Consider the following 20,310-nt stretch of genomic DNA (forward strand, 5'->3'; position numbering starts at 1 on the left):
GAGCACGGGCCGCGCACCACGCGGGGCCCGTACACCGCTTCCTGTCGTGTCGGTCAGACGGCGAGCGCCTGGGCTCGGCGCTTCACCTCCGTACCGCGATTCTCGCTCAGCGCCTGTGCGGGGGTGCCGGGCAGGGTCGGGTCGGGAGTGAAGAGCCACTCCAGCATCTCTTCGTCGGAGTAGCCGTCGTCCCTCAGGAGGGTCAGGGTGCCGGAGAGGCCCTTGACCACCTTGTCGCCGTCGATGAAGGCGGCAGGCACCTGGAGCGTCCGGTTCTCACCACGGCGTACGGCGATGAGCTGGCCTTCCTTGACCAGCTGCCGTACACGCGTCACCTCGACATCGAGCTTCTCCGCGATGTCGGGCAGGTGGAGCCAGGCGGGGACGAGTGCATCGGTCTTTGCGTCAATCTCGGTCACAGGGACAAGCGTGCCATCCAGGACTGACAGCCGGTAGCCGGGCCGACCGTACGGGGGTCGGACCCGGCGGTTCAGAGTGCGGTGGACTTCAGCGGTACGGCGGGGTCGGCGACCCGGTCCGGGTCGAGGACGGCCCCGGATTCGATGAGCTTGCGGCCCTGGGCGAGGTCGCGCGGGCGGCCCACCGCGAGGACGGCGACCAGGGCGCCGGCCTTCAGCCAGCAGACCGACCAGGTGGCCTCGGTGCCGTCGCCGCGCCACACCAGGGTGTCGGCGTGGGCGTGGTGGCCGGCGTACTGCACGAAGCGGCCGAACTGTTCGGACCAGAAGTACGGGACGGGGTCGTGGACCGGCAGCGGGTCGCCGCTCCCGGCGGCGAGGATCGCGGCGGCGGCGGTGCGCGGGCCCTGGAGGGCGTTGTCCCAGTGGTGGATGAGCAGGCGTTCGCCGTAGCGGGCGGAGGGGAAGGAGGCGCAGTCGCCGACGGCGTACACATCGGGCAGGGAGGTGCGCAGCGCGCTGTCGGCGGTGACCGAGCCGTCCGGGCCGCGTTCGATCCCGGAGCCGGCGAGCCAGCCGGTGGCGGGGCGGGCGCCGATGCCGACGACGACGGCTCCGGCGGGCAGTACGCGGCCGTCCGCGAGGACCACCCTGCCGGGCTCGACGCGCTCGACCCGGGCGTCGGTGAGGAGTGCGGCGCCGCTCTCCGCGTACCAGTCGGCCATCGGGGCCGCGACTTCGGCGGGCAGGGTTCCGGCCAGCGGGCGGGCGGCGGCCTCGACCACGGTGACCGCGCAGCCGGCGGCGCGGGCGGCGGTGGCGAACTCGGCGCCGATCCACCCGGCCCCGACGACCACCACGTCGTGCTGCTCCTCAAGGACGGGACGCAGCCGGGCGGCGTCGTCCAGGGTGCGCAGCAGATGGACGCCGGGGACGCCCTCGGTGCCGGGCAGGGCGATGGGCTCCGCGCCGGTCGCCAGGACCAGGACGTCGTAGGGGACGGGGCCGTCGGCGGTGTCCAGGACGTGGTCGGCGGCGCGGAGGGCGGTGACGCCCAGGCCGAGGCGGAGCGTGATCTCCAGGGCCTCGAAGTCGACGTCGAAGGCGGAGTCCTCGGCCTTGCCGAGCAGCACCGCCTTGGACAGCGGCGGCCGGTCGTAGGGCTGGTGGGGTTCGGCGCCGATCAGGGTGACGGTGCCGGCGAAGCCGGCTTCCCGCAGGGCGACGGCGGTCTGCACGCCCGCCATGCCCGCCCCGACGACCACGACGTTCCGTGTCGGCCGCCCGGCCACGTGCTCTTCCGTCTGCTCGCTCACGTGTACCACTCTATTCAGCTGACGCGGCGTCAATGGGTGACTTCTTCCACCACGCTCGTTCCGCTGCCTTCCTGTGACTCCCATTCCCAGCGCTCCTCCAGCCGCACCCGGCCGTCCGGGAGGTCGGTGACGGTGGAGAGGCAGTGTCCGGAAGAGGTCGTTCCGTCCTGCTTGAGCTGGACGTAGCGGAAGTCGAGCCGATCCGCCTCGCGGGTGCCGACGAGATGGCCGCGGACCACGTCACCGCCCGCGTACTCGGCCCAGATCGCGCCGTCCCGCTCGTGGTAGGTGAAGCGGGTACGGGTGCCGACCTGGCCCGGGGCCTGGTCGGCGACGGGTGAGAGGACGAGTCCTTCGAGCGAACGGGCCACGGTGGCTGCTCCCTTGCCGGTCGGAAGGCGGGTGGGTAGGGCCTGTCGTCAAACTGCCGTCGCCGCCCGGCAGGCGGCAGTTTGACGACAGGCCCTAGGCTGGCCAACGTAGAACACTCGCGGGAGCCCGGGCGCACCGGGCTGAGAGGGAGGCTGGAGCGCCTCCGACCGTACGAACCTGATCCGGGTCATGCCGGCGAAGGGAGGGGCTGGACACCCATGCGCGTCTCGGGGAAGACCTCCGGAAGCCCGGGGGAGAGAACAGGATCCGATGTCCTCGTCATCGGGGGCGGCATCATCGGCCTGGTCACCGCGTGGCGGGCGGCCCAGCGCGGGCTGGCCGTCACCGTGGCCGATCCCGGTCCGGGCGGCGGGGCCGCCCAGGTCGCGGCGGGCATGCTGGCCGCCGTCACCGAACTGCACTACGGCGAGGAGATGCTCCTCGGCCTCAACCTGGCCTCCGCCGCCCGCTATCCGGAGTTCGTCGCGGAGCTGGAGGCGGCGAGCGGCCGGGAGACCGGTTTCCGGACCTGCGGGACGCTCGCCGTGGCGCTGGACTCCGACGACCGGGCGCACCTGCGGGAACTGCACGCCCTCCAGGAGCGCTCGGGTCTGGAGTCGGTCTGGCTGAGCGGCCGCGAGTGCCGCCGGCTGGAGCCGATGCTCGCGCCGGGGGTCCGGGGCGGGCTGCGGGTGGACGGTGACCACCAGGTGGATCCGCGCCGGCTGGCCGCGGCGCTGCTGGCCGCCTGCGAGCGGGCCGGAGTGGTGTTCCGCAGGGCCTCCGCCGAGCGGCTCACCGTCGCCGGAGGCCGGGCCACCGGAGCCTCGCTCGATGACGGTACGGAGGTCGGGGCCGACCAGGTCGTCCTGGCGGCGGGCAGCCTCAGCGGGCGGCTCGCGGGCGTGCCCGAGGAGGTCCTGCCGCCGGTCCGCCCGGTCAAGGGCCAGGTCCTGCGGCTCACCGTGCCACCGGCGTACGCCCCTTTCCTCAGCCGGACCGTCCGTGCCGTGGTCCGGGGCGGCCACCTCTACCTCGTACCGCGCGAGAACGGCGAACTGGTCGTCGGCGCCACCAGCGAGGAGATGGGCTGGGACACCACGGTCACCGCCGGCGGGGTCTACGAGCTGCTGCGCGACGCCCATGAGCTGGTGCCCGGCATCACCGAACTGCCGCTCACCGAGACCCGCGCCGGCCTGCGTCCCGCATCGCCCGACAACGCCCCGCTGCTCGGCCCGACCGCCGTGCCCGGTCTCCTCCTCGCCACCGGCCACCACCGCAACGGCGTCCTGCTGACGCCCGTCACCGGCGACGCGATGGCCGAAGCGCTGACCACCGGCGAGCTGCCCGAGGTGGCCCGCCCCTTCGCGCCGGGCCGGTTCACGTCCGCCGCCGCCACCCCCGTACTCCAGGAGCAGTCCGCATGACCCCACAGGTATCCGTCTCGGTCAACGGCGAGCCGCGCACGCTCGACGAGGGCACCGCACTGGACCGGCTCGTCGCCACCCTGACCGCCGCGCCCTCCGGGGTCGCCGCCGCCGTCAACGAGAGCGTCGTGCCACGCGGCCGGTGGGCCGCCACCACGCTCGGCGAGGGCGACCGCGTCGAGGTCCTGACCGCCGTCCAGGGAGGCTGACCGTGTCCGACGACGTCTTCACCCTGGGACCGGCCGCCTTCGGCTCCCGGCTGATCATGGGCACCGGCGGGGCGCCGAGCCTGGAGGTGCTGGAGCGGTCGCTGATCGCCTCCGGGACCGAGCTGACCACCGTCGCCATGCGGCGGCTCGACCCGACCGTGCAGGGCTCGGTGCTCTCCGTGCTGGAGCGGCTCTCCATCCAGGTGCTGCCGAACACGGCGGGCTGCTTCACCGCCGGTGAGGCGGTGCTGACCGCGCGGCTGGCCCGGGAGGCGCTCGGCACCGACTGGGTCAAGCTGGAGGTGGTGGCCGACGAGAGGACGCTGCTGCCGGACCCGATCGAGCTGCTGGACGCGGCGGAGATCCTGGTAGACGACGGGTTCACCGTGCTGCCGTACACCAACGACGACCCGGTCCTGGCCCGGAAGCTGGAGGACGTCGGGTGCGCGGCGATCATGCCGCTCGGCTCCCCCATCGGCTCCGGGCTAGGCATCCGCAACCCGCACAACTTCGAGCTGATCGTGGAGCGGGCCGGGGTGCCGGTGATCCTGGACGCGGGGGCCGGGACGGCGTCGGACGCGGCCCTGGCGATGGAGCTGGGGTGCGCGGCGGTGATGCTCGCCTCGGCGGTGACCCGGGCGCAGGAGCCGGAGCTGATGGCGGGTGCGATGCGTCACGCGGTGGAGGGCGGGCGCCTGGCCTTCCGGGCGGGCCGGATCCCCCGCCGCCACTTCGCCGAGGCGTCCTCGCCGGTGGACGGGCGGGCGGCGCTGGATCCGGAGCGGCCGGCGTTCTGAGCGCAGGTGGGCGCAGGTGCGTGGTCGGGAGCGCTGCCCCCGAGCCCTCGCGCCTCAAACGCCGGAGGGGTTGAATTGCCTCCCGACCTGGGGCGCGGCCCTGTCACGGATCGGCTGCAGAACGGGCTCGGGAGCGCCCCGGCCCGTCCGGGCTGTCGGTGGCGGCTCGTAGACTCTCGGGGTGGACACGACCCTCCAGGATCCTCTCGTCGGGCAGCTGCTCGACGGCCGGTATCGCATTGAGGCGCGCATCGCGGTCGGCGGGATGGCCACGGTCTACCGGGCCGTGGACACCCGCCTGGACCGGGTGCTCGCCCTCAAGGTGATGCATCCGGCGCTCGCCGTCGACGTCGCCTTCGTCGAGCGGTTCATCCGCGAGGCCAAGTCGGTGGCGCGGCTCGCGCACCCCAACGTCGTCGCGGTCTTCGACCAGGGCGCAGAAGGTGCGTACGTCTATCTCGCGATGGAGTACGTGGCGGGCTGCACCCTGCGCGACGTCCTGCGTGAGCGCGGCGCCCTCCAGCCCCGGGCCGCGCTGGACATCCTGGAGCCGGTCCTCGCCGCGCTCGGCGCCGCGCACCGGGCCGGGTTCGTGCACCGCGACATGAAGCCGGAGAACGTCCTGATAGGCGACGACGGCCGGGTGAAGGTCGCCGACTTCGGGCTGGTCAGAGCGGTCGGCACGGCCACCGACACCACCGGTTCGCTGCTGGGTACGGTCTCGTATCTGGCGCCGGAGCAGATCGAGCACGGCACCGCCGACACCCGCAGTGATGTGTACGCCTGCGGTGTGGTGCTCTACGAGATGCTGACCGGTGCCAAGCCGCACACCGGCGAGAACGCCGCCCAGGTCATCTACCAGCACCTCAACAACGACGTCCCGGCCCCGTCCGCCATGGTGCCGGGGCTGCCGGTGGCGCTGGACAGCCTGGTGGCGAGCGCGACCGCCCGCAATCCCGAGGTGCGCCCGTACGACGCGGTGCTGCTGCTGGCCGAGGCCCGGGAGGCCCGTGCCGGGCTGACCGAGGCGGAGCTGGACGCCGTACCGCCGCAGGCGCTCTCGGACACGCACGACGGCGCACAGGACCGTACGAGCGTGATCCCGCGGGCCCTTCCGGCGGACGGGCCCGGGGACGGCGTGTACCGCACCAGCCGTCTGGAGATGCCGCCGCCGGTCGCACCGCCCCGGCGCAGGGCTGCCCGGCGCGGTCCGTTCGGCGGCCCGCACCGCAAGCTGATCACGATCATCACCGCCGTCCTGCTGACGCTCGGCGTCGGCATGGGCGTCTGGTACATCAACTCCGGCCAGTTCACCCAGGTCCCCTCGCTGCTCGGCCAGACCCAGAAGGCGGCGGAGCAGCGGCTCTCGGACGAGGGGCTCGGGCTGGAGGGCGTGGAGCGGGTCTTCAGCGACACCGTGGAGCGGGGTTCGGTGGTCGGCAGCGACCCGGCCTCCGGCGACCGGATCCGGGGCAACGGCTCGGTGAAGCTGGTCGTCTCGCGCGGCCCGGAGATCGTCCGGGTGCCCGATGTGGCGGGCTCCTCCCTCGCGGACGCCAAGCGCTCGCTGAAGAAGGTGGGCCTGGTCCCCGGCATGGTGACCAGGGAGTTCAGCGAGGAGGTGGAGCGCGGCGAGGTGATCCGTACGGAGCCCCGCGCGGGCACCGACCGCAACCCGGACACCGCCGTGGCCCTGGTCGTCAGCAAGGGCAGCCCGATCGACGTGCCGGACGTCACCGGCCTCTCCGTCCAGGACGCCACCGCGGAGCTGGAAGGAGAGGGGCTGAAGGTGGAGGTGCTGCCCGGCCGGGTCCACTCCGCAGAGGCCGACGGGGACATCGCCGAGCAGTCCCCGGGCGCCGGCGACGAGGCGGCGGAAGGCGACACGATCGAGCTGACCGTCTCCAAGGGACCGCGCATGCTGGACGTCCCCGATGTCACCGGGCGGGACGTCGACGAGGCCCGGGCCACCCTGGAGGAGGCGGGCTTCGAGGTGAAGGTCGACCGGCCGTTCCTCTCCTTCAGCGACACCGTCGCGCGCCAGTCCGTGGACGGCGGCGAGCAGGCTCCGGAAGGTTCCACCATCACGATCAGGACCAAGGGGCTCTAGACATGCGTAACCCGGTGGGCGGACACGTCCCGGTGGCCGGCGGCCTCGCGAAGGTCGGTCTGGAGTACGCCCGGGAGCTGGTGGCCGAGGCCGTGCAGGTCTTCGTCGCCAATCCGCGCGGCTGGGCGACGCCCGCCGGGAACCCGGCGCAGGACGAGCTGTTCCGCGCGGAGTGCGCGGCCGCGTCGATACCGGCGTACGTCCACGCCCCGTATCTGATCAACTTCGGGTCGCACAGCGAGGCGACGGTCGAGAAGTCCGTGGAGTCGCTGCGCCACTCGCTGCGGCGGGCCCGGCAGATCGGCGCGCTGGGCGTGGTGGTGCACACCGGCTCGGCGACCGGCGGGCGGCCCCGCTCCGAGGCGCTGGCCCAGGTGCGGGAGCACATGCGGCCGCTGCTGGACGAGCTGACCCATGACAACGACCCGTATCTGCTGCTGGAGTCGACGGCGGGCCAGGGCTTCTCGCTCTGCTCCCGTACGTGGGACTTCGGACCGTACTTCGAGGCGCTGGACGCCCACCCCAAGCTGGGCATCTGCCTGGACACCTGTCACATCTACGCGGCGGGCCACGACCTGGCCGGACCGTCCGGGATGCGGCAGACGCTCGATCTGCTGGTGGAGACGGTCGGTGAGGGGCGGCTGAAGCTGATCCACGCCAACGACTCCAAGGACGTCGTCGGCGCGCACAAGGACCGGCACGAGAACATCGGCTCCGGCCATATCGGCGCCGAGCCGTTCCGGGAGCTGTTCACCCACCCGGCGACCGAGGGCGTACCACTGGTGATCGAGACGCCCGGCGGCAAGGAGGGGCACGCGGCGGACGTGGCCCGGCTGAAGGAGCTGCGGGAGGACGTCCGGAAGTAGCCCTGGGGCTGAACAAGCCGAGCCCGGCATGCTCGGCAGGGCACCACCTAGGGGGTGTCTTCGGCAGGGCACCCCCTAGAGCTCGGGGCCGTCCCCCGGCTCCTCCTGGTACGAATAGCGCTGCTCGCTCCAGGGGTCGCCGATGTTGTGGTAGCCCCGCTCCTCCCAGAAGCCGCGCCGGTCGGCCGTCATGTACTCCACGCCCCGGACCCACTTCGGGCCCTTCCAGGCGTACAGGTGCGGGACGACGAGGCGGAGCGGGAAGCCGTGCTCTGCGGTGAGCAGCTCGCCGTCCTTATGGGTGGCGAAGAGCGTGCGGTCGGAGGCGAAGTCGGCCAGGCGCAGGTTCGAGGAGAAGCCGTACTCGGCCCAGACCATCACATGGGTGACGCCGGGCGCCGGTGGTGCCAGATCGAGCACCGTACGGGCGGAGACTCCGCCCCACTCGGCGCCGATCATGCTGAACTTCGTCACGCAGTGCAGATCGGCGACGACGGAGGAGAACGGCAGCGCCGAGAAGTCCTGGTGGTTCCAGCAGTGCTTGTCGCCGTCGGCGGTGGCCCCGAAGACCCGGAACTCCCAGCGCTCCGGTTTGAACTTGGGAACGGGCCCGTAGTGGGTGACCGGCCATCCGCGCTGCAGGCGCTGTCCCGGCGGAAGCTCGGACTGCTCTGACTCGCGGTTTTCCCGGCTTTCCGGCTGACCCATGTCTCCATGGTGACAGACAGGCAGGGGTGGTCATGACCAGGGCAGACCCCCTCGGGGTCAACTCGTACTAAGCGTGCACTTACTGGACGGCCGGTGAGTGCGGTGCGAGGATGCGGCCACCTTGTCGATCACGCTTGGAAGGAGCCTCTGCGATGCAGGGCGACCCCGAGGTCCTTGAGTTCCTCAATGAACAGCTGACCGCCGAACTGACCGCTATCAACCAGTACTTCCTGCACGCGAAGATGCAGGACAACTTCGGCTGGACCAAGCTCGCCAAGTACACCCGGGCCGAGTCCTTCGACGAGATGAAGCACGCCGAGATCCTCACGGACCGGATCCTGTTCCTGGACGGACTGCCGAACTACCAGCGGCTCTTCCACGTCCGGGTGGGCCAGACGGTCACCGAGATGTTCCAGGCGGACCGCCAGGTCGAGGTGGAGGCGATCGACCGCCTCAAGCGCGGGATCGAGGTGATGCGCGCCAAGGGGGACATCACCTCGGCGAACATCTTCGAGTCCATCCTGGAGGACGAGGAGCACCACATCGACTACCTCGACACCCAGCTGGAGCTGGTGGAGAAGCTCGGTGAGCCGCTGTACATCGCGCAGCTGATCGAGCAGCCGGAGAGCTGACAGCCGCTGTACGGGGAAGGGTCAGGCCGCGTCGGGAAGACGGGTGTCCTGGACCGCCGCCACCGGCAGGGCCACCGGGTGGCCGACGGAGGCCGCCACGGGCTCCCGCTGCTGGCTGACGAGGTCGCGGCGCGAGCAGTCGCGCCCCAGCAGGGCCTGGATCCGGCGGACACAGCCGCCGCAGTCGGTGCCGGCCTTGCAGGCCGAGGCGATCTGGCGCGGGGTGCAGGCCCCGGCGTCCGCATGCTTCTTGACCTGCGCCTCGGTGATGCCGAAGCAGGAGCAGACGTACATGCGGTTCACCTCCCTGCGGGCCGGTCGCTGGAGCCGTCCCCGTCTTCATCGGTGAGGCTAACCTAACCTTACCCGCCTGGCGAGTCGCGCAAAAGCCCGGGAACGGACTGTGGGGCACGGATCACATCGATCCGTGCCCCACAGGTGCGTCCGGCGGGAACACCCGCCGGGGAGTCCTACTGGTCGCGGTACATCTCGGCGACGAGGAAGGCCAGGTCGAGCGACTGGCTGCGGTTGAGCCGCGGGTCGCAGGCCGTCTCGTAGCGCTGGTGCAGATCGTCCACGAAGATCTCGTGGCCGCCGCCCACGCACTCGGTGACATCGTCGCCGGTCAGCTCCACGTGGATGCCGCCCGGGTGGGTGCCGAGGCCCTTGTGGACCTCGAAGAAGCCCTTGACCTCGTCCAGGACGTCGTCGAAGCGGCGCGTCTTGTGGCCGGAGGCGGCCTCGAAGGTGTTGCCGTGCATCGGGTCGGTCACCCACGCCACGGTGGCGCCGGACGCGGTGACCTTCTCGACCAGCTCGGGGAGCTTGTCGCGGACCTTGTCGGCGCCCATGCGGACGATGAAGGTCAGGCGGCCGGGCTCGCGGTCCGGGTCCAGGCGGTCGACGTAGCCGAGCGCCTCGTCGACCGTGGTCGTCGGGCCGAGCTTGATGCCGATCGGGTTGCGGACCTTGGAGGCGAACTCGATATGCGCGCCGTCCATCTGCCGGGTGCGCTCACCGATCCAGACCATGTGGCCGGAGGTGTCGTACAGCTCGCCGGTGCGCGAGTCGGTGCGGGTCAGCGCCGTCTCGTAGTCCAGCAGGAGCGCCTCGTGCGAGGCGTAGAACTCGACCGCCTTGAACTCGGCCGGGTCGGTGCCGCACGCCTTCATGAAGTTCAGCGCGTTGTCGATCTCGCGGGCCAGGGCCTCGTAGCGCTGGCCGGCCGGGGACGACTTCACGAAGTCCTGGTTCCAGGCGTGCACCTGGCGCAGGTCCGCGTAACCACCGGTGGTGAAGGCGCGCACCAGGTTCAGCGTCGAGGAGGACGCGTGGTACATCTGCTTCAGCCGCGCGGGGTCCGGGATCCGGGCCTCCTCGGTGAAGGCGAAGCCGTTCACCGAGTCGCCGCGGTACGTCGGCAGGGTCACGCCGTCGCGGGTCTCGGTCGACTTGGATCGCGGCTTGGAGTACTGGCCCGCGATCCGGCCGACCTTCACCACGGGCACGGAGGCCGCGTAGGTCAGGACGGCGCTCATCTGGAGGAGCGTCTTCAGCTTGGCCCGGATGTGCTCGGCGGACACGGCGTCGAAGGCCTCGGCGCAGTCGCCGCCCTGCAGCAGGAACGCCTCGCCCTTGGCGACGGCTCCCAGACGGGCGCGCAGCTGGTCGCACTCGCCCGCGAAGACGAGCGGCGGATACGACGCGAGGTCCGCGAGTACATCGCGCAGGGCCTCGGAGTCGGGGTACTCGGGCTGCTGCGCCGCGGGAAGGTCTCGCCAGGTGTTGCCACCGGCGACGGAGGTATTGGCGTTCACGGTCACATGGACCACATTACGGGGTCGCGCGGGGCGTCCATTCGAGCGCTCAATAGTTGAGACACCCGCTCCGATGCCCGGAACGTCCGCTAGGGTCGCACCATGTCGACGCAACAGATCCAGATCTCGATCCAGAACTGGTGGTGGACCGCTCATCCGGCGGCCCGCTGAATCATCGCGCTGACAGACACCGCGAAGGCCGCCCGAGGGGCGGCCTTTCCTGCGTTTCGGAGCCGTTCCTCTCCCCCGTGAATCCCGTACGAGGCCCTCGTACGGACCGTCCGGAAGGAACCCGCTCCCATGTCCCGTACCGCCGTTGAACTCGTCCGCCGGCTGCTGGCCGACGACGCTCCGCCCTTCGCCCTGCTGCGCCGGCGTACGCCCGGCCGTGACCACGATCACGTGGAGGTGCTGATCGGCCAGGTGCGTCAGGCGGAGCGGCTGGCCGATCTGCCGGTGGGCGAGCGGCCCGCGCTCGCGCTGGTGCCGTTCCGGCAGATCGCCGAGCGCGGCTTCGACGTGCGGGACGACGGGACGCCGCTGAGCGTGCTGGTCGCCGACGAGAGTCACGAGCTGGAGCTGACGGAGGTGCTGGCCGCCCTGCCCGCGCATGACGTGACGGTGGAGGACCGCGGCTTCGATGTGCCGGACGGGGAGTACGCGGAGATCGTGCGGCGGGTGATCCGGGACGAGATCGGGCAGGGCGAGGGCGCGAACTTCGTGATCCGGCGGACGTTCCGGGGTGAGATCCCGGGGTTCGGGCGGGCCGACGCGCTGGCGCTGTTCCGGCGGCTGCTGGCGGGTGAGCGGGGCGCGTACTGGACGTTCGTGGTGCACACCGGGGACAGGACGCTGGTGGGGGCGAGCCCGGAGGTGCATGTGCGGATGTCCGGCGGGACCGTCGTGATGAACCCGATCAGCGGGACCTACCGCTACCCGGCCGAAGGGCCGACCGCGGCAAGCCTGCTGGCGTTCCTCGGAGACCGCAAGGAGAGCGAGGAGCTGTCCATGGTGGTCGACGAGGAGCTGAAGATGATGTGCACGGTGGGCGACATGGGCGGGGTGGTCGTCGGACCCCGGCTCAAGGAGATGGCCCATCTCGCCCATACGGAGTACGAGCTGCGGGGCCGGTCCTCCCTGGACGTACGGGAGGTACTGCGCGAGACCATGTTCGCGGCGACCGTCACCGGCTCACCGGTGCAGAACGCCTGCCGGGTCATCGAGCGGTACGAGCTCGGCGGGCGCGGCTACTACGCGGGCGCGCTGGCGCTGCTGGGCCGGGACGCGAACGGGGCGCAGACGCTGGACTCCCCGATCCTGATCCGGACCGCCGACATCGCTCCGGGCGGCTCGCTCAAGGTCCCGGTCGGCGCCACTCTCGTACGGCACTCGGACCCGGAGAGCGAGGTCGCCGAGACGCACGCCAAGGCCGCCGGGGTGCTGGCGGCGCTCGGGGTGCGGCCGGGACGGCCGGAGGCGGAGGCGGGCCGTCCGCTGCTGGCCGCCGATCCCCGGGTGCAGGCGGCGCTGGACGACCGGCGCGGCTCACTCGCCCCGTTCTGGCTGCGGATGCAGGAGCGCACCCGGGAGCTGTCCGGGCACGCGCTGGTGGTGGACGGCGAGGACACTTTCACCGCGATGCTGGCCCACCTGCTGCGCTCGTCCGGGCTCGATGTGTCGGTGCGCCGGTACGACGAGCCGGGGCTGCGCGAGGTGGTGCGGGCGCATCAGGGACCGGTCGTGCTGGGACCCGGCCCCGGGAATCCGGGCGATCTCGCGGACCCGAAGATGCGGCTGCTGCGGGAGCTGACGGCCGAACTGGTCCGGGAGCACCGGCACGGGCTGCTCGGTGTCTGCCTCGGCCATGAGCTGATCGCGGCGGAGCTGGGGCTGGAGATCGTACGCAAGGCGGTGCCGTACCAAGGCGCGCAGACGAGGATCGAGCTGTTCGGGCGGCCGGAGACGGTCGGCTTCTACAACAGCTTCACCGCTCGGTGCGACTCCCCCGCCGCCGTGGAGCTGGCCGCGCACGGCATCGCGGTGAGCCGGGACGAGGAGAGCGGTGAGCTGCACGCGCTGCGCGGGCCGGGCTTCGCCTCGGTGCAGTTCCATCCGGAGTCGGTGCTGACCGTGCGAGGGGCCGCGATCGTGACGGAGCTGCTGGCGGGGCTGCCGGTGCTGAGCTGAGCCTCCACGTTCACCTACGCGGCACGAGCACGTTCTCGCTGTGGCGGCGGGCCAGGTAGTCGGTGACGTTCTGTACGGTCGCGTCGATGATCTGGCCCACCGCGTCCTCGGTGTAGTACGCCTGGTGCGAGGTGACGATGACGTTCGGGAAGGTCACCAGCCGGGCCAGGGTGTCGTCGTCGACGCCTTCCAGGGACTTGTCCAGGAAGAAGAGCCCGGCCTCCGCCTCGTACACGTCGAGTCCGACGCCGAGGAACCGTCCGGCCCGCAACTCGGTGACCAGGGCGGCGGTGTCGACGAGCCCGCCGCGGCTGGAGTTGACCAGGATCGCGTCGTCCTTCATCGACTTGAGGGCCGCCTCGTTGATGATGTGCTGGGTGGCGGGGAGCAGCGGGACGTGCAGGCTGATCAGGTCGGCCTCGGCGAAGAGCCGCTCCTTCTCCACGTACTCCATGCCGATCTCCAGGCAGGCCGGGTTCTCCACGACGTCCCAGCCCAGCAGCTTCATCCCGAAGCCGTGGGCGATCCTGGCGAACGCCTCACCGATCTTGCCGGTGCCGACCACGCCGACGGTCCGGCCGTGCATGTCGCGGCCGAGCAGTCCGTCGAGCCGGAAGTCGAAGTCGCGGGTGCGGCTCGCGGCCCGGATCACGCGCCGGTTGACCGCCATGGCCAGGGTCCAGGCGAATTCGGCGACCGAGTACGGCGAGTAGTACGAGACCCGGGCGACGCGCAGGGCCAGCCGCTCGGCGACGTCCAGGTCGATGTTGTTGAAGCCGGTGGAGCGCTGGGCGATCATCTGCGTGCCGCCGGTGGCCAGGGTCTGGAGGACCTGGGAGCCGAGGTCGGCGTTGACGCTGGTGGAGATGATCTCGTACCCGGCCGCGATGGGAGCGGTGTCCCGGTTCAGGAAGACGTCCAGGCAGCGCACCTCGTGCGACCCGGCGAAGGCCTTCTCGATCAGGGGCTTCTCGTCTGACTGCACACCGAACGCCAGGATCTCCATAGCGCGAATATAAGGCTCCGCACCGGAGCGCGCCTGCGGCCGGACGGCCCGCCGGCCGGGCCGCACGTCCTCACAGGCCCCAGCCCCGAGGGTCGGCCCCGGGTCCCGGTCAGACGTCGTCGAGGCCACGCTCGATCGCGTACCGCACGAGCTCCACCCGGTTGTGCAGCTGGAGCTTGCCGAGGGTGTTCTGCACGTGGTTCTGGACGGTGCGGTGCGAGATGACCAGGCGCTCCGCGATCTGCTTGTACGAGAGCCCCTTGGCGACCAGCCGCAGCACCTCGGTCTCCCGGTCGGTGAGCTGCGGGGCCTTGGGCTCGTCGGAGGCGGCGGGCGCGGGGTCGGAGGCGAGCCTGCGGTACTCGCCCAGGACCAGGCCGGCGAGGCCGGGGGTGAAGACCGGGTCGCCGTTGGCGGTCGAGCGGACGGCGTCGGTCAGCTCCTGGGTGGAGGCGGACTTCAGGAGATAGCCGGTGGCGCCGGACTTCACCGCCTCCAGGACGTCGGCGTGCTCGCCGCTCGCGGAGAGGACCAGGACGCGCAGGCCCGGGTGGGAGGGGACCAGCTCCTTGCAGACCTGGACGCCGGGCATGCCGGGCAGGTTCAGGTCGAGGACCAGGACGTCCGGGACCACGGCCTTGGCGCGGCGGACCGCCTGCGGGCCGTCCCCGGCGGTCGCGACGACGTCGAAGCCGGACTCGGCGAGGTCGCGGGCGACGGCGTCGCGCCACATGGGGTGGTCGTCGACGACCATGACCTTGATCGGCCGGTCGGTGGCCTCGGCGCCGTCCTGCATCGGTGCGCTCCGAGGTGCGTCCTGATCAGATGCATCCTGCGCCGCCGCGTCCTGTGCTGCGTTCTGCGTGCTCATCGGGCCGATCCTGCCTTCCCCCGGGAAACCTGTGCTTTCGGAACCTTCAACTCGACCTCGGTGCCCTGTCCCGGCACCGAGATCACCTCGGCCGTGCCGCCGAGATCGCGCAACCGGCCGCGGATGGAGAGCGCGACCCCCATCCGCCCCTCCCCCTCCGCCTGGGCGAGGCGGCCCTCCGGGATGCCGGGGCCGTCGTCCCGGACCGTGACGACGACCTCACCGGGCTCGTCCTCGACCAGGATCCACGCCTGCGCCCCGTCGCCGGCGTGCACCCGCACATTGTCCAACGCGGCACTGACAGCGGCGGCCAGCTCGCGGGCGGCCTCCGCGGGCAGGACCACCGGAGCGCCGGGCTCCGCGAGGCTGGTGCGGGAGCCGGCGTGCGGGGCGAGGAGGGCGCGCAGGTCGCAGGTGGCGGCCTCGGCGCCGGAGCCGTCGTCCACCTCGACCGTGCGGACGACGGCCCCCTCGGCGGCGTCCTCGGAGACCCGGGTCGGCGGGACCAGGCCGCTGGAGACCAGGGTGCGCAGGGCGACCTCCTGCTCGCCGGCCATCCGGCCCAGCTCGGCCGCCTCACCGCCGATCGCGGTGCCCCGGCGCTGCACCATGGCGAGGACCTGGAGCACGCTGTCGTGGATGTCCCGGGCCAGCCGCTCGCGCTCGCGGGTCGCGGCCTCGATCTCCAGAGCGCGGGCCAGGGTGCGTTCACTGGCGCGGGCGACCTCGACGACGTACCCGATGGCGATGGAGGCGACCCAGACCAGCAGGACGTTGTGGAAGGTGTCCCGGCTGGGGTCGCCGCGCTGGATGATGTTGGCGACGGCGACGAAGGTGGAGGCGAAGGCCGCCCACCGCCAGCCGCCCTTGATGGCGAAGGCGAGGACCGCTCCGGCCGTCCAGATCGAGGGCAGCGTGGGGCCGTCGAAGGTCTGGGAGTGGATGTCGGCCACCGGGGTGAGCATGATCCCGGTCAGCGCGACGACGAGGTCCGCGCCGAGGAAGCGTTTGGTGCAGCTCGCGGCGGAGCGGACCTTGGGCAGGGTGGCGAGCGTCCACACGAAGAGGAACGCGAGGTAGGCGCAGGCCACCCAGGGCCGCTCGAACCTCTGCTGGCCGAAGTTGTCCTTCCCGAAGATCGCGAGCAGCACCGCGTAGACCATCGTCAGCACGCGGTAGCCCGTCAGCGCACGCCACAGCGGCTGCTCGACCGACATCCGTACGACCCGCTCACGCCTGGCCATTTCGCCCCACCCCCGACGGTGTACGACGCGCCTACGCGCCGGACCGTTCCGTTCCGCTCTCGTCGGCCGCGTGCCCCCGGCCCTGCTCGTGCCCGCTGCCGTCGCCCGCCGCCTGCGCCTGCTTCCGCTCCCGCTTGGCCTCCTCCGCCTTCGCCTTCGCCTCGTCGGCGATCTGGCGCTTGGCGGCGGTGGCGTAGATGTCCACGTACTCCTGGCCGGAGAGCTTCATGATCTCGTACATGACCTCGTCGGTCACCGAGCGCAGGATGAAGCGGTCGCCGTCCATGCCCTGGTAACGGCTGAAGTCCAGCGGCTTGCCGATCCTGATGCCGGGGCGCATGAGCTTGGGCACCACCTGGCCGGGCGGCTGGATCTTCTCGGTGTCGATCATCGCGACCGGGATGACCGGGGCGCCGGTGGCCAGCGCTACGCGGGCCAGGCCGCCGGGCTTGCCGCGGTAGAGGCGGCCGTCGGGCGAGCGGGTGCCCTCCGGGTAGATGCCGAAGAGGCCGCCGCTCTCGACGACCTGGATGCCCGCCTTGATCGCTGCCTCACCGGCGCCGCGGGCTCCGGAGCGGTCGACGGGGAGCTGGCCGACGCCTTTGAAGAAGGCGGCGGTGAGCTTGCCCTTGACGCCCGGGGCCGTGAAGTACTCGGCCTTGGCGATGAAGGTGACCTTGCGGTCCAGGACGGCCGGGAGGAAGAACGAGTCGGAGAAGGAGAGGTGGTTGCTCGCGAGGATCGCCGGCCCCCGCTCGGGGATGTTCTCCAGGCCCTCCACCCACGGCCGGAAGGCGAGCTTCAAGGAGCCGCCGATGGAGAACTTCATTGCGCCGTAGATCAACTGCTCTGCCTCCTGTGTGCTGTGGCTCAGACCATATCCCGGGGCGTGCGCGGGGTCCGCGACCCGGGGCGTGCGCGGGGTCCGCGACGGCCCTGGTCGGTGTCGGTCCGGTCGCGTACGGTGAAGTCATCCGTCAAGCACGCCCCCGGTGCGCGCCCCGCCCCCGCCTCACCTCACGAACAGGAGACCCTGGTGCCGGTCCTCCCTGGAGCCGAGCCGTTCCGCCACGAGGGCGGAGAGGTCGGCGTCCTCCTCTGTCATGGCTTCACCGGCTCGCCGCAGTCCCTGCGTCCCTGGGCCGATTACCTCGCCGAGCGCGGGCTCACCGTCTCGCTGCCGCTGCTGCCCGGCCACGGCACCCGCTGGGAGGACATGGCGGTCACCGGCTGGCAGGACTGGTACGCGGAGGTGGACCGCGAGCTGCGGGTGCTCAGCGAGAAGTGCGAGCGGGTCTTCGTCTTCGGCCTCTCCATGGGCGGCGCGCTGTCCCTGCGGCTCGCGGCCAAGCACGGGGACGCGATCAGCGGTCTGGTGCTGGTCAACCCGGCCAACAAGGTGCACGGCCTCTCGGCGTACGCGCTGCCGGTCGCCCGCCATCTGGTGCGGACGACGAAGGGCCTGGCCGACGACATCGCGCTGCCGGGCTCGCACGAGGTCGGCTACGACAAGGTGCCGTTGCACGCGGCGCACTCGGTGCGGAAGTTCTTCCGGCTGGTCGACGGCGAGCTGCCGCAGGTGACCCAGCCGGTGGTGGTGCTGCACAGCCCGCAGGACCATGTCGTGCCGCCGGCGGACAGCGCGCGGATCCTCAGCCGGATCTCCTCCACGGACGTTTCCGAGATCCTGCTGGAACAGAGCTACCACGTGGCGACGTTGGACCATGATGCGGAGCGGATCTTCGATGAGAGCTACCGGTTCATCGGCCGTCTCGCACCGAGCGTCGGGATGAAGGGGAGCACGTCCGGTGGCTGAGCACGACGCGGAACGCACAGGCAGCGACGAGGAGCGCGAACCGCGCCCCACGGAGAGCGCGGCCGTCCCGGAGGGGACGACGAAGCCGGCCGTCCCGGAAGGGACCGAGCCGGAGAAGCGGCCCGACGAGGAGCGGGTGATCGACGAGGACGCGGCCTGGGCCGCGATCGTCGCGGGGTACGGGGAGGAGCCGCCGGACCCGCCGGGGGCCAAGCCGTTCAAGTCCGTCGAGGATCTGGCCCTGCTGGAGGACGACCAGCGCAATGTGGTGGGGCCGGAGGACGGCCGGGCCGGGAGTCCGGCGGACAAGGGGGCCGGGAAGCCGCCGAAGCCGCCGGAGAAGAAGCCGCTCGGCAGCTCCGTCGTCTTCGCGCCCGGTGTCGCCGGTCCGCGCGACTACGAGCTGCCCGAGTCCAAGGACGACGGCATCGACGCGCCGGACGACGGCGAGGAGGGCCACTTCGTGCCTCCGGAGCCGCCGCCGCTGCCGGAGGCCGACACGACGGCGAAGTTCGCCTGGCTCGCGGTGCTCGGCGGGCCGGTGCTGATGCTGCTCGCGGTGCTGCTCCAGTGGGAGATGACGTGGTGGCTCACCACGCTCTGCATCGGCGGCTTCCTGGGCGGCTTCGCCACGCTGGTGGCCCGGATGCCGCACGACGACGATGACGACACCTACGGCGACCCGGGCCGCGGCGCGGTGGTCTGAAAGCTCAGCCGACAGGCACTCTGAGGGCGGCCAGGACCGGCAGATGGTCGGTGGCCGCCCTCAGGTCCGCGTCGCTGACGCCGGAAAGCCCGGTTGGGACTCCGCAGCCGAGCACCTCGATGCCCGGCGTCGCGAAGACGGCGTCGATGCGCTTACGGGGCCCGTCGGGCGGGAACGTCAGCTCACCGCCCCACGGGGCGACGGCCCGGCAGTCCTGAAGGTGGCCGGCCAGGTGCTGGAACGCCTTTCCGGTCGGTACGTCGTTGAGGTCGCCGCCCGCCACGGCGTGCTGGACGCCCAGGGACGCCAGCTGCTCCAGCAGCAGACCGGCCTGGGTGAGGCGCTCCTCGCGCTGGAGGCTCAGATGGCAGCTCAGCACCCCGAGCCGGACCCCGCCGATCGTGACGACAGCGGTGGCGAAGCCTCTGCGGTGCCGGCCCGGAGTGAGCGGCAGCAGGACGTCCTCCGTGCGCTCGACGGTGGCGCGCAGCGAGCAGAGCAGCAGCGGCCCGGCGGCGGTGGCGCCGCCGCCGAGGACCACCAGGCCGCTGCTCTTGGCCAGCCGCGCGGCCGCCTTGCGCCAGCGGAAGAAGCGCGGCGCCTCCTGGACGAGGACCAGGTCGGGGGCGCAGGCGCGGATGACCCGGGCCAGGGCCGCGGTGTCGTCGCGCATCGAGCGGACGTTGTAGCTCAGCACCCGGATCACGGCTGAACCGTCCGGCTCGGTACGGGAGTCGGGCAGCGGCGTCAGAACCATGCGGGCCACGATACGACGGACGCCCGCCACCGCCCCGGAGGGCGGCGACGGGCGCCGTATGCGTCGTACGGGAGAGGGATCAGCCTTGGCGGGCCAGGTCGGCCGCGCCCACGAGGCCTGCCTTGCCGCCGAGTTGGGCGGCGAGCACCTGGGCGTGCGGGCGCCACTCGCCGCCGATCAGCCAGCGCCGGAACGACTTGCGGATCGGGTCGAGGACCAGCTCGCCCTCGTCCGAGACGCCGCCGCCGACGATGAACGCCGACGGGTCGAACAGCGAGGCGAGGTCGGCCAGTCCGGCGCCGGCCCAGCGGGCCAGCTCACGGAACGAGTCGACCGCGACCGGGTCGCCCTGGCGGGCGGCCTCGCTGATGTGCTTGCCCTCGATGCCGTCCACCGTGCCGTCGCCGAGGCCCAGCAGTATGGCCGCGTTCTCGGGGGTGGCGTTGGCGCGCTGCTTCGCGTACCGGACGAGCGCGCGGCCGGAGGCGTACTGCTCCCAGCAGCCCTGGCTGCCGCAGCCGCAGAGCAGGCCGTCCGGGACGACCCGGATGTGGCCGAACTCGGCGGCCACGCCGAAGCGTCCGCGGCGCAGCTTGTTGCCGATGATGATGCCGCCGCCGAGGCCGGTGCCGAGCGTGATGCAGATGACGTCGTCGTGACCCTGGCCGGCGCCGAAGCGGTACTCGCCCCAGGCGGCCGCGTTGGCGTCGTTCTCGACGACGACGGGCAGGCCGACGCGCTGCTCGACCTTGTCCTTGAGCGGCTCGTGGCGCCAGTTGATGTTGGGTGCGAAGAGCACGGTGGCGCGCTTGTCGTCGACGTAACCGGCGGCGCCGATGCCGACGGCCTCCACCTCGTGTCCCTCGCTCGCTCCGGCCACCGCCGCGCAGATCGCGTCGACGATGCCTTCGGCCGTCGGGGGCGTCGCCACCTTGAACGTCGAGAGGATCCGGCCCTCTTCGTCGACCACTCCAGCCGCGATCTTCGTGCCGCCGATATCGACGCCGATGGTGAGTCCCATGAATCCCTCAGTTTCGGTCGAGCCCCGCT

Annotated in this window: 22 protein-coding genes and 1 riboswitch; of the genes, 10 read left to right on the forward strand and 12 right to left on the reverse strand. The window is 71.9% G+C overall.

The genetic code is table 11. The features are described 5' to 3' along the window. Window positions 1-53: 53 nt before the first annotated feature. From ACIRR8_RS28870 to ACIRR8_RS28880, 3 genes are all read right to left on the reverse strand, one after another. Window positions 54-419: an Rv2175c family DNA-binding protein gene (locus ACIRR8_RS28870; RefSeq protein WP_030564177.1), complete on the reverse strand. Its 366-nt coding sequence runs from the start codon at window positions 417-419 to the stop codon at window positions 54-56. A gap of 71 nt (window positions 420-490) precedes the next feature. Beyond that, the gene (locus tag ACIRR8_RS28875; RefSeq protein ID WP_404070275.1) at window positions 491-1,735 is read right to left on the reverse strand and encodes an NAD(P)/FAD-dependent oxidoreductase; all 1,245 of its coding nucleotides are present in this window, start codon (window positions 1,733-1,735) and stop codon (window positions 491-493) included. A 29-nt stretch (window positions 1,736-1,764) separates the two neighbouring features. Continuing rightward, on the reverse strand, window positions 1,765-2,106 hold the full coding sequence (locus tag ACIRR8_RS28880; protein ID WP_404070277.1) for a hypothetical protein: 342 nt from the start codon (window positions 2,104-2,106) through the stop codon (window positions 1,765-1,767). Window positions 2,107-2,215: 109 nt separating this feature from the next. Continuing rightward, window positions 2,216-2,328: riboswitch (TPP riboswitch) on the forward strand. Between ACIRR8_RS28880 and thiO the strand changes: the two genes are divergently transcribed. The 5 genes from thiO (at window position 2,326) to ACIRR8_RS28905 (ending at window position 7,516) form a co-directional block, all read left to right on the forward strand. Next, complete coding sequence (thiO, locus tag ACIRR8_RS28885; protein WP_404070279.1) at window positions 2,326-3,534, forward strand: glycine oxidase ThiO; 1,209 nt, start codon at window positions 2,326-2,328, stop codon at window positions 3,532-3,534. (Overlaps the previous riboswitch by 3 nt.) Further along, the gene (gene thiS / locus ACIRR8_RS28890; RefSeq protein ID WP_404070281.1) at window positions 3,531-3,743 is read left to right on the forward strand and encodes a sulfur carrier protein ThiS; all 213 of its coding nucleotides are present in this window, start codon (window positions 3,531-3,533) and stop codon (window positions 3,741-3,743) included. Before thiO ends, thiS begins: the two co-directional genes overlap by 4 nt. Window positions 3,744-3,745: 2 nt before the next feature. After that, on the forward strand, window positions 3,746-4,540 hold the full coding sequence (locus ACIRR8_RS28895; protein WP_404070283.1) for a thiazole synthase: 795 nt from the start codon (window positions 3,746-3,748) through the stop codon (window positions 4,538-4,540). Window positions 4,541-4,721: 181 nt separating this feature from the next. Beyond that, window positions 4,722-6,650 carry a Stk1 family PASTA domain-containing Ser/Thr kinase gene (gene pknB, locus ACIRR8_RS28900; RefSeq protein ID WP_404070285.1) on the forward strand — a complete coding sequence of 643 codons (1,929 nt, stop codon included), beginning with the start codon at window positions 4,722-4,724 and terminating at the stop codon, window positions 6,648-6,650. A gap of 2 nt (window positions 6,651-6,652) precedes the next feature. After that, on the forward strand, window positions 6,653-7,516 hold the full coding sequence (locus tag ACIRR8_RS28905; protein ID WP_404070287.1) for a deoxyribonuclease IV: 864 nt from the start codon (window positions 6,653-6,655) through the stop codon (window positions 7,514-7,516). A gap of 75 nt (window positions 7,517-7,591) precedes the next feature. Here the strand turns inward: ACIRR8_RS28905 and ACIRR8_RS28910 are convergent, their stop codons facing one another. Beyond that, the gene (locus ACIRR8_RS28910; protein WP_404070289.1) at window positions 7,592-8,224 is read right to left on the reverse strand and encodes a sulfite oxidase-like oxidoreductase; all 633 of its coding nucleotides are present in this window, start codon (window positions 8,222-8,224) and stop codon (window positions 7,592-7,594) included. Between the two features lie 152 nt (window positions 8,225-8,376). Between ACIRR8_RS28910 and bfr the strand changes: the two genes are divergently transcribed. After that, window positions 8,377-8,856: a bacterioferritin gene (gene bfr, locus ACIRR8_RS28915; protein ID WP_387550899.1), complete on the forward strand. Its 480-nt coding sequence runs from the start codon at window positions 8,377-8,379 to the stop codon at window positions 8,854-8,856. Between the two features lie 21 nt (window positions 8,857-8,877). Here the strand turns inward: bfr and ACIRR8_RS28920 are convergent, their stop codons facing one another. Next, window positions 8,878-9,150: a bacterioferritin-associated ferredoxin gene (locus ACIRR8_RS28920; RefSeq protein WP_404070291.1), complete on the reverse strand. Its 273-nt coding sequence runs from the start codon at window positions 9,148-9,150 to the stop codon at window positions 8,878-8,880. 176 nt (window positions 9,151-9,326) lie between these two features. Continuing rightward, window positions 9,327-10,673, reverse strand: a complete 1,347-nt coding sequence (locus tag ACIRR8_RS28925; protein ID WP_404070293.1) for a class II 3-deoxy-7-phosphoheptulonate synthase — start codon at window positions 10,671-10,673, stop codon at window positions 9,327-9,329. Window positions 10,674-10,775: 102 nt separating this feature from the next. Here ACIRR8_RS28925 and ACIRR8_RS28930 point away from each other — a divergent pair, with 102 nt between their 5' ends. Then, on the forward strand, window positions 10,776-10,844 hold the full coding sequence (locus ACIRR8_RS28930; RefSeq protein WP_106429850.1) for a trp operon leader peptide: 69 nt from the start codon (window positions 10,776-10,778) through the stop codon (window positions 10,842-10,844). A gap of 129 nt (window positions 10,845-10,973) precedes the next feature. Beyond that, window positions 10,974-12,860 (forward strand): anthranilate synthase family protein, encoded by a 1,887-nt coding sequence (locus tag ACIRR8_RS28935; protein ID WP_404070295.1) that lies wholly within the window; start codon window positions 10,974-10,976, stop codon window positions 12,858-12,860. A 10-nt stretch (window positions 12,861-12,870) separates the two neighbouring features. Here the strand turns inward: ACIRR8_RS28935 and ACIRR8_RS28940 are convergent, their stop codons facing one another. The 4 genes from ACIRR8_RS28940 to ACIRR8_RS28955 all read right to left on the reverse strand — a co-directional run bounded on the left by ACIRR8_RS28940 (window position 12,871) and on the right by ACIRR8_RS28955 (window position 16,825). After that, window positions 12,871-13,866: a 2-hydroxyacid dehydrogenase gene (locus ACIRR8_RS28940; RefSeq protein ID WP_404070297.1), complete on the reverse strand. Its 996-nt coding sequence runs from the start codon at window positions 13,864-13,866 to the stop codon at window positions 12,871-12,873. Between the two features lie 109 nt (window positions 13,867-13,975). Beyond that, window positions 13,976-14,662 (reverse strand): response regulator, encoded by a 687-nt coding sequence (locus ACIRR8_RS28945; RefSeq protein WP_404070401.1) that lies wholly within the window; start codon window positions 14,660-14,662, stop codon window positions 13,976-13,978. A 71-nt stretch (window positions 14,663-14,733) separates the two neighbouring features. After that, entirely contained in the window at window positions 14,734-15,981 is a 1,248-nt protein-coding gene (gene macS, locus ACIRR8_RS28950) for a MacS family sensor histidine kinase (protein ID WP_404070299.1), read from the reverse strand. Between the two features lie 31 nt (window positions 15,982-16,012). Further along, a complete protein-coding gene (locus tag ACIRR8_RS28955; RefSeq protein ID WP_404070301.1) occupies window positions 16,013-16,825 on the reverse strand; it encodes a lysophospholipid acyltransferase family protein in 813 nt (270 codons plus the stop codon). Between the two features lie 192 nt (window positions 16,826-17,017). Between ACIRR8_RS28955 and ACIRR8_RS28960 the strand changes: the two genes are divergently transcribed. Both ACIRR8_RS28960 and ACIRR8_RS28965 read left to right on the forward strand, forming a co-directional pair. Next, complete coding sequence (locus tag ACIRR8_RS28960; RefSeq protein WP_404070303.1) at window positions 17,018-17,797, forward strand: alpha/beta hydrolase; 780 nt, start codon at window positions 17,018-17,020, stop codon at window positions 17,795-17,797. Beyond that, window positions 17,790-18,503, forward strand: a complete 714-nt coding sequence (locus ACIRR8_RS28965; protein WP_404070305.1) for a hypothetical protein — start codon at window positions 17,790-17,792, stop codon at window positions 18,501-18,503. Before ACIRR8_RS28960 ends, ACIRR8_RS28965 begins: the two co-directional genes overlap by 8 nt. A 4-nt stretch (window positions 18,504-18,507) precedes the next feature. Here ACIRR8_RS28965 and ACIRR8_RS28970 read toward each other — a convergent pair whose 3' ends face one another. Both ACIRR8_RS28970 and ACIRR8_RS28975 read right to left on the reverse strand, forming a co-directional pair. Then, complete coding sequence (locus ACIRR8_RS28970; protein ID WP_404070307.1) at window positions 18,508-19,260, reverse strand: endonuclease/exonuclease/phosphatase family protein; 753 nt, start codon at window positions 19,258-19,260, stop codon at window positions 18,508-18,510. Between the two features lie 79 nt (window positions 19,261-19,339). After that, window positions 19,340-20,281: an ROK family glucokinase gene (locus ACIRR8_RS28975; protein WP_018511956.1), complete on the reverse strand. Its 942-nt coding sequence runs from the start codon at window positions 20,279-20,281 to the stop codon at window positions 19,340-19,342. Window positions 20,282-20,310: the final 29 nt, after the last annotated feature.

Source organism: Streptomyces sp. NPDC101178 (assembly GCF_044767965.1).
GTDB lineage: Bacteria > Actinomycetota > Actinomycetes > Streptomycetales > Streptomycetaceae > Streptomyces.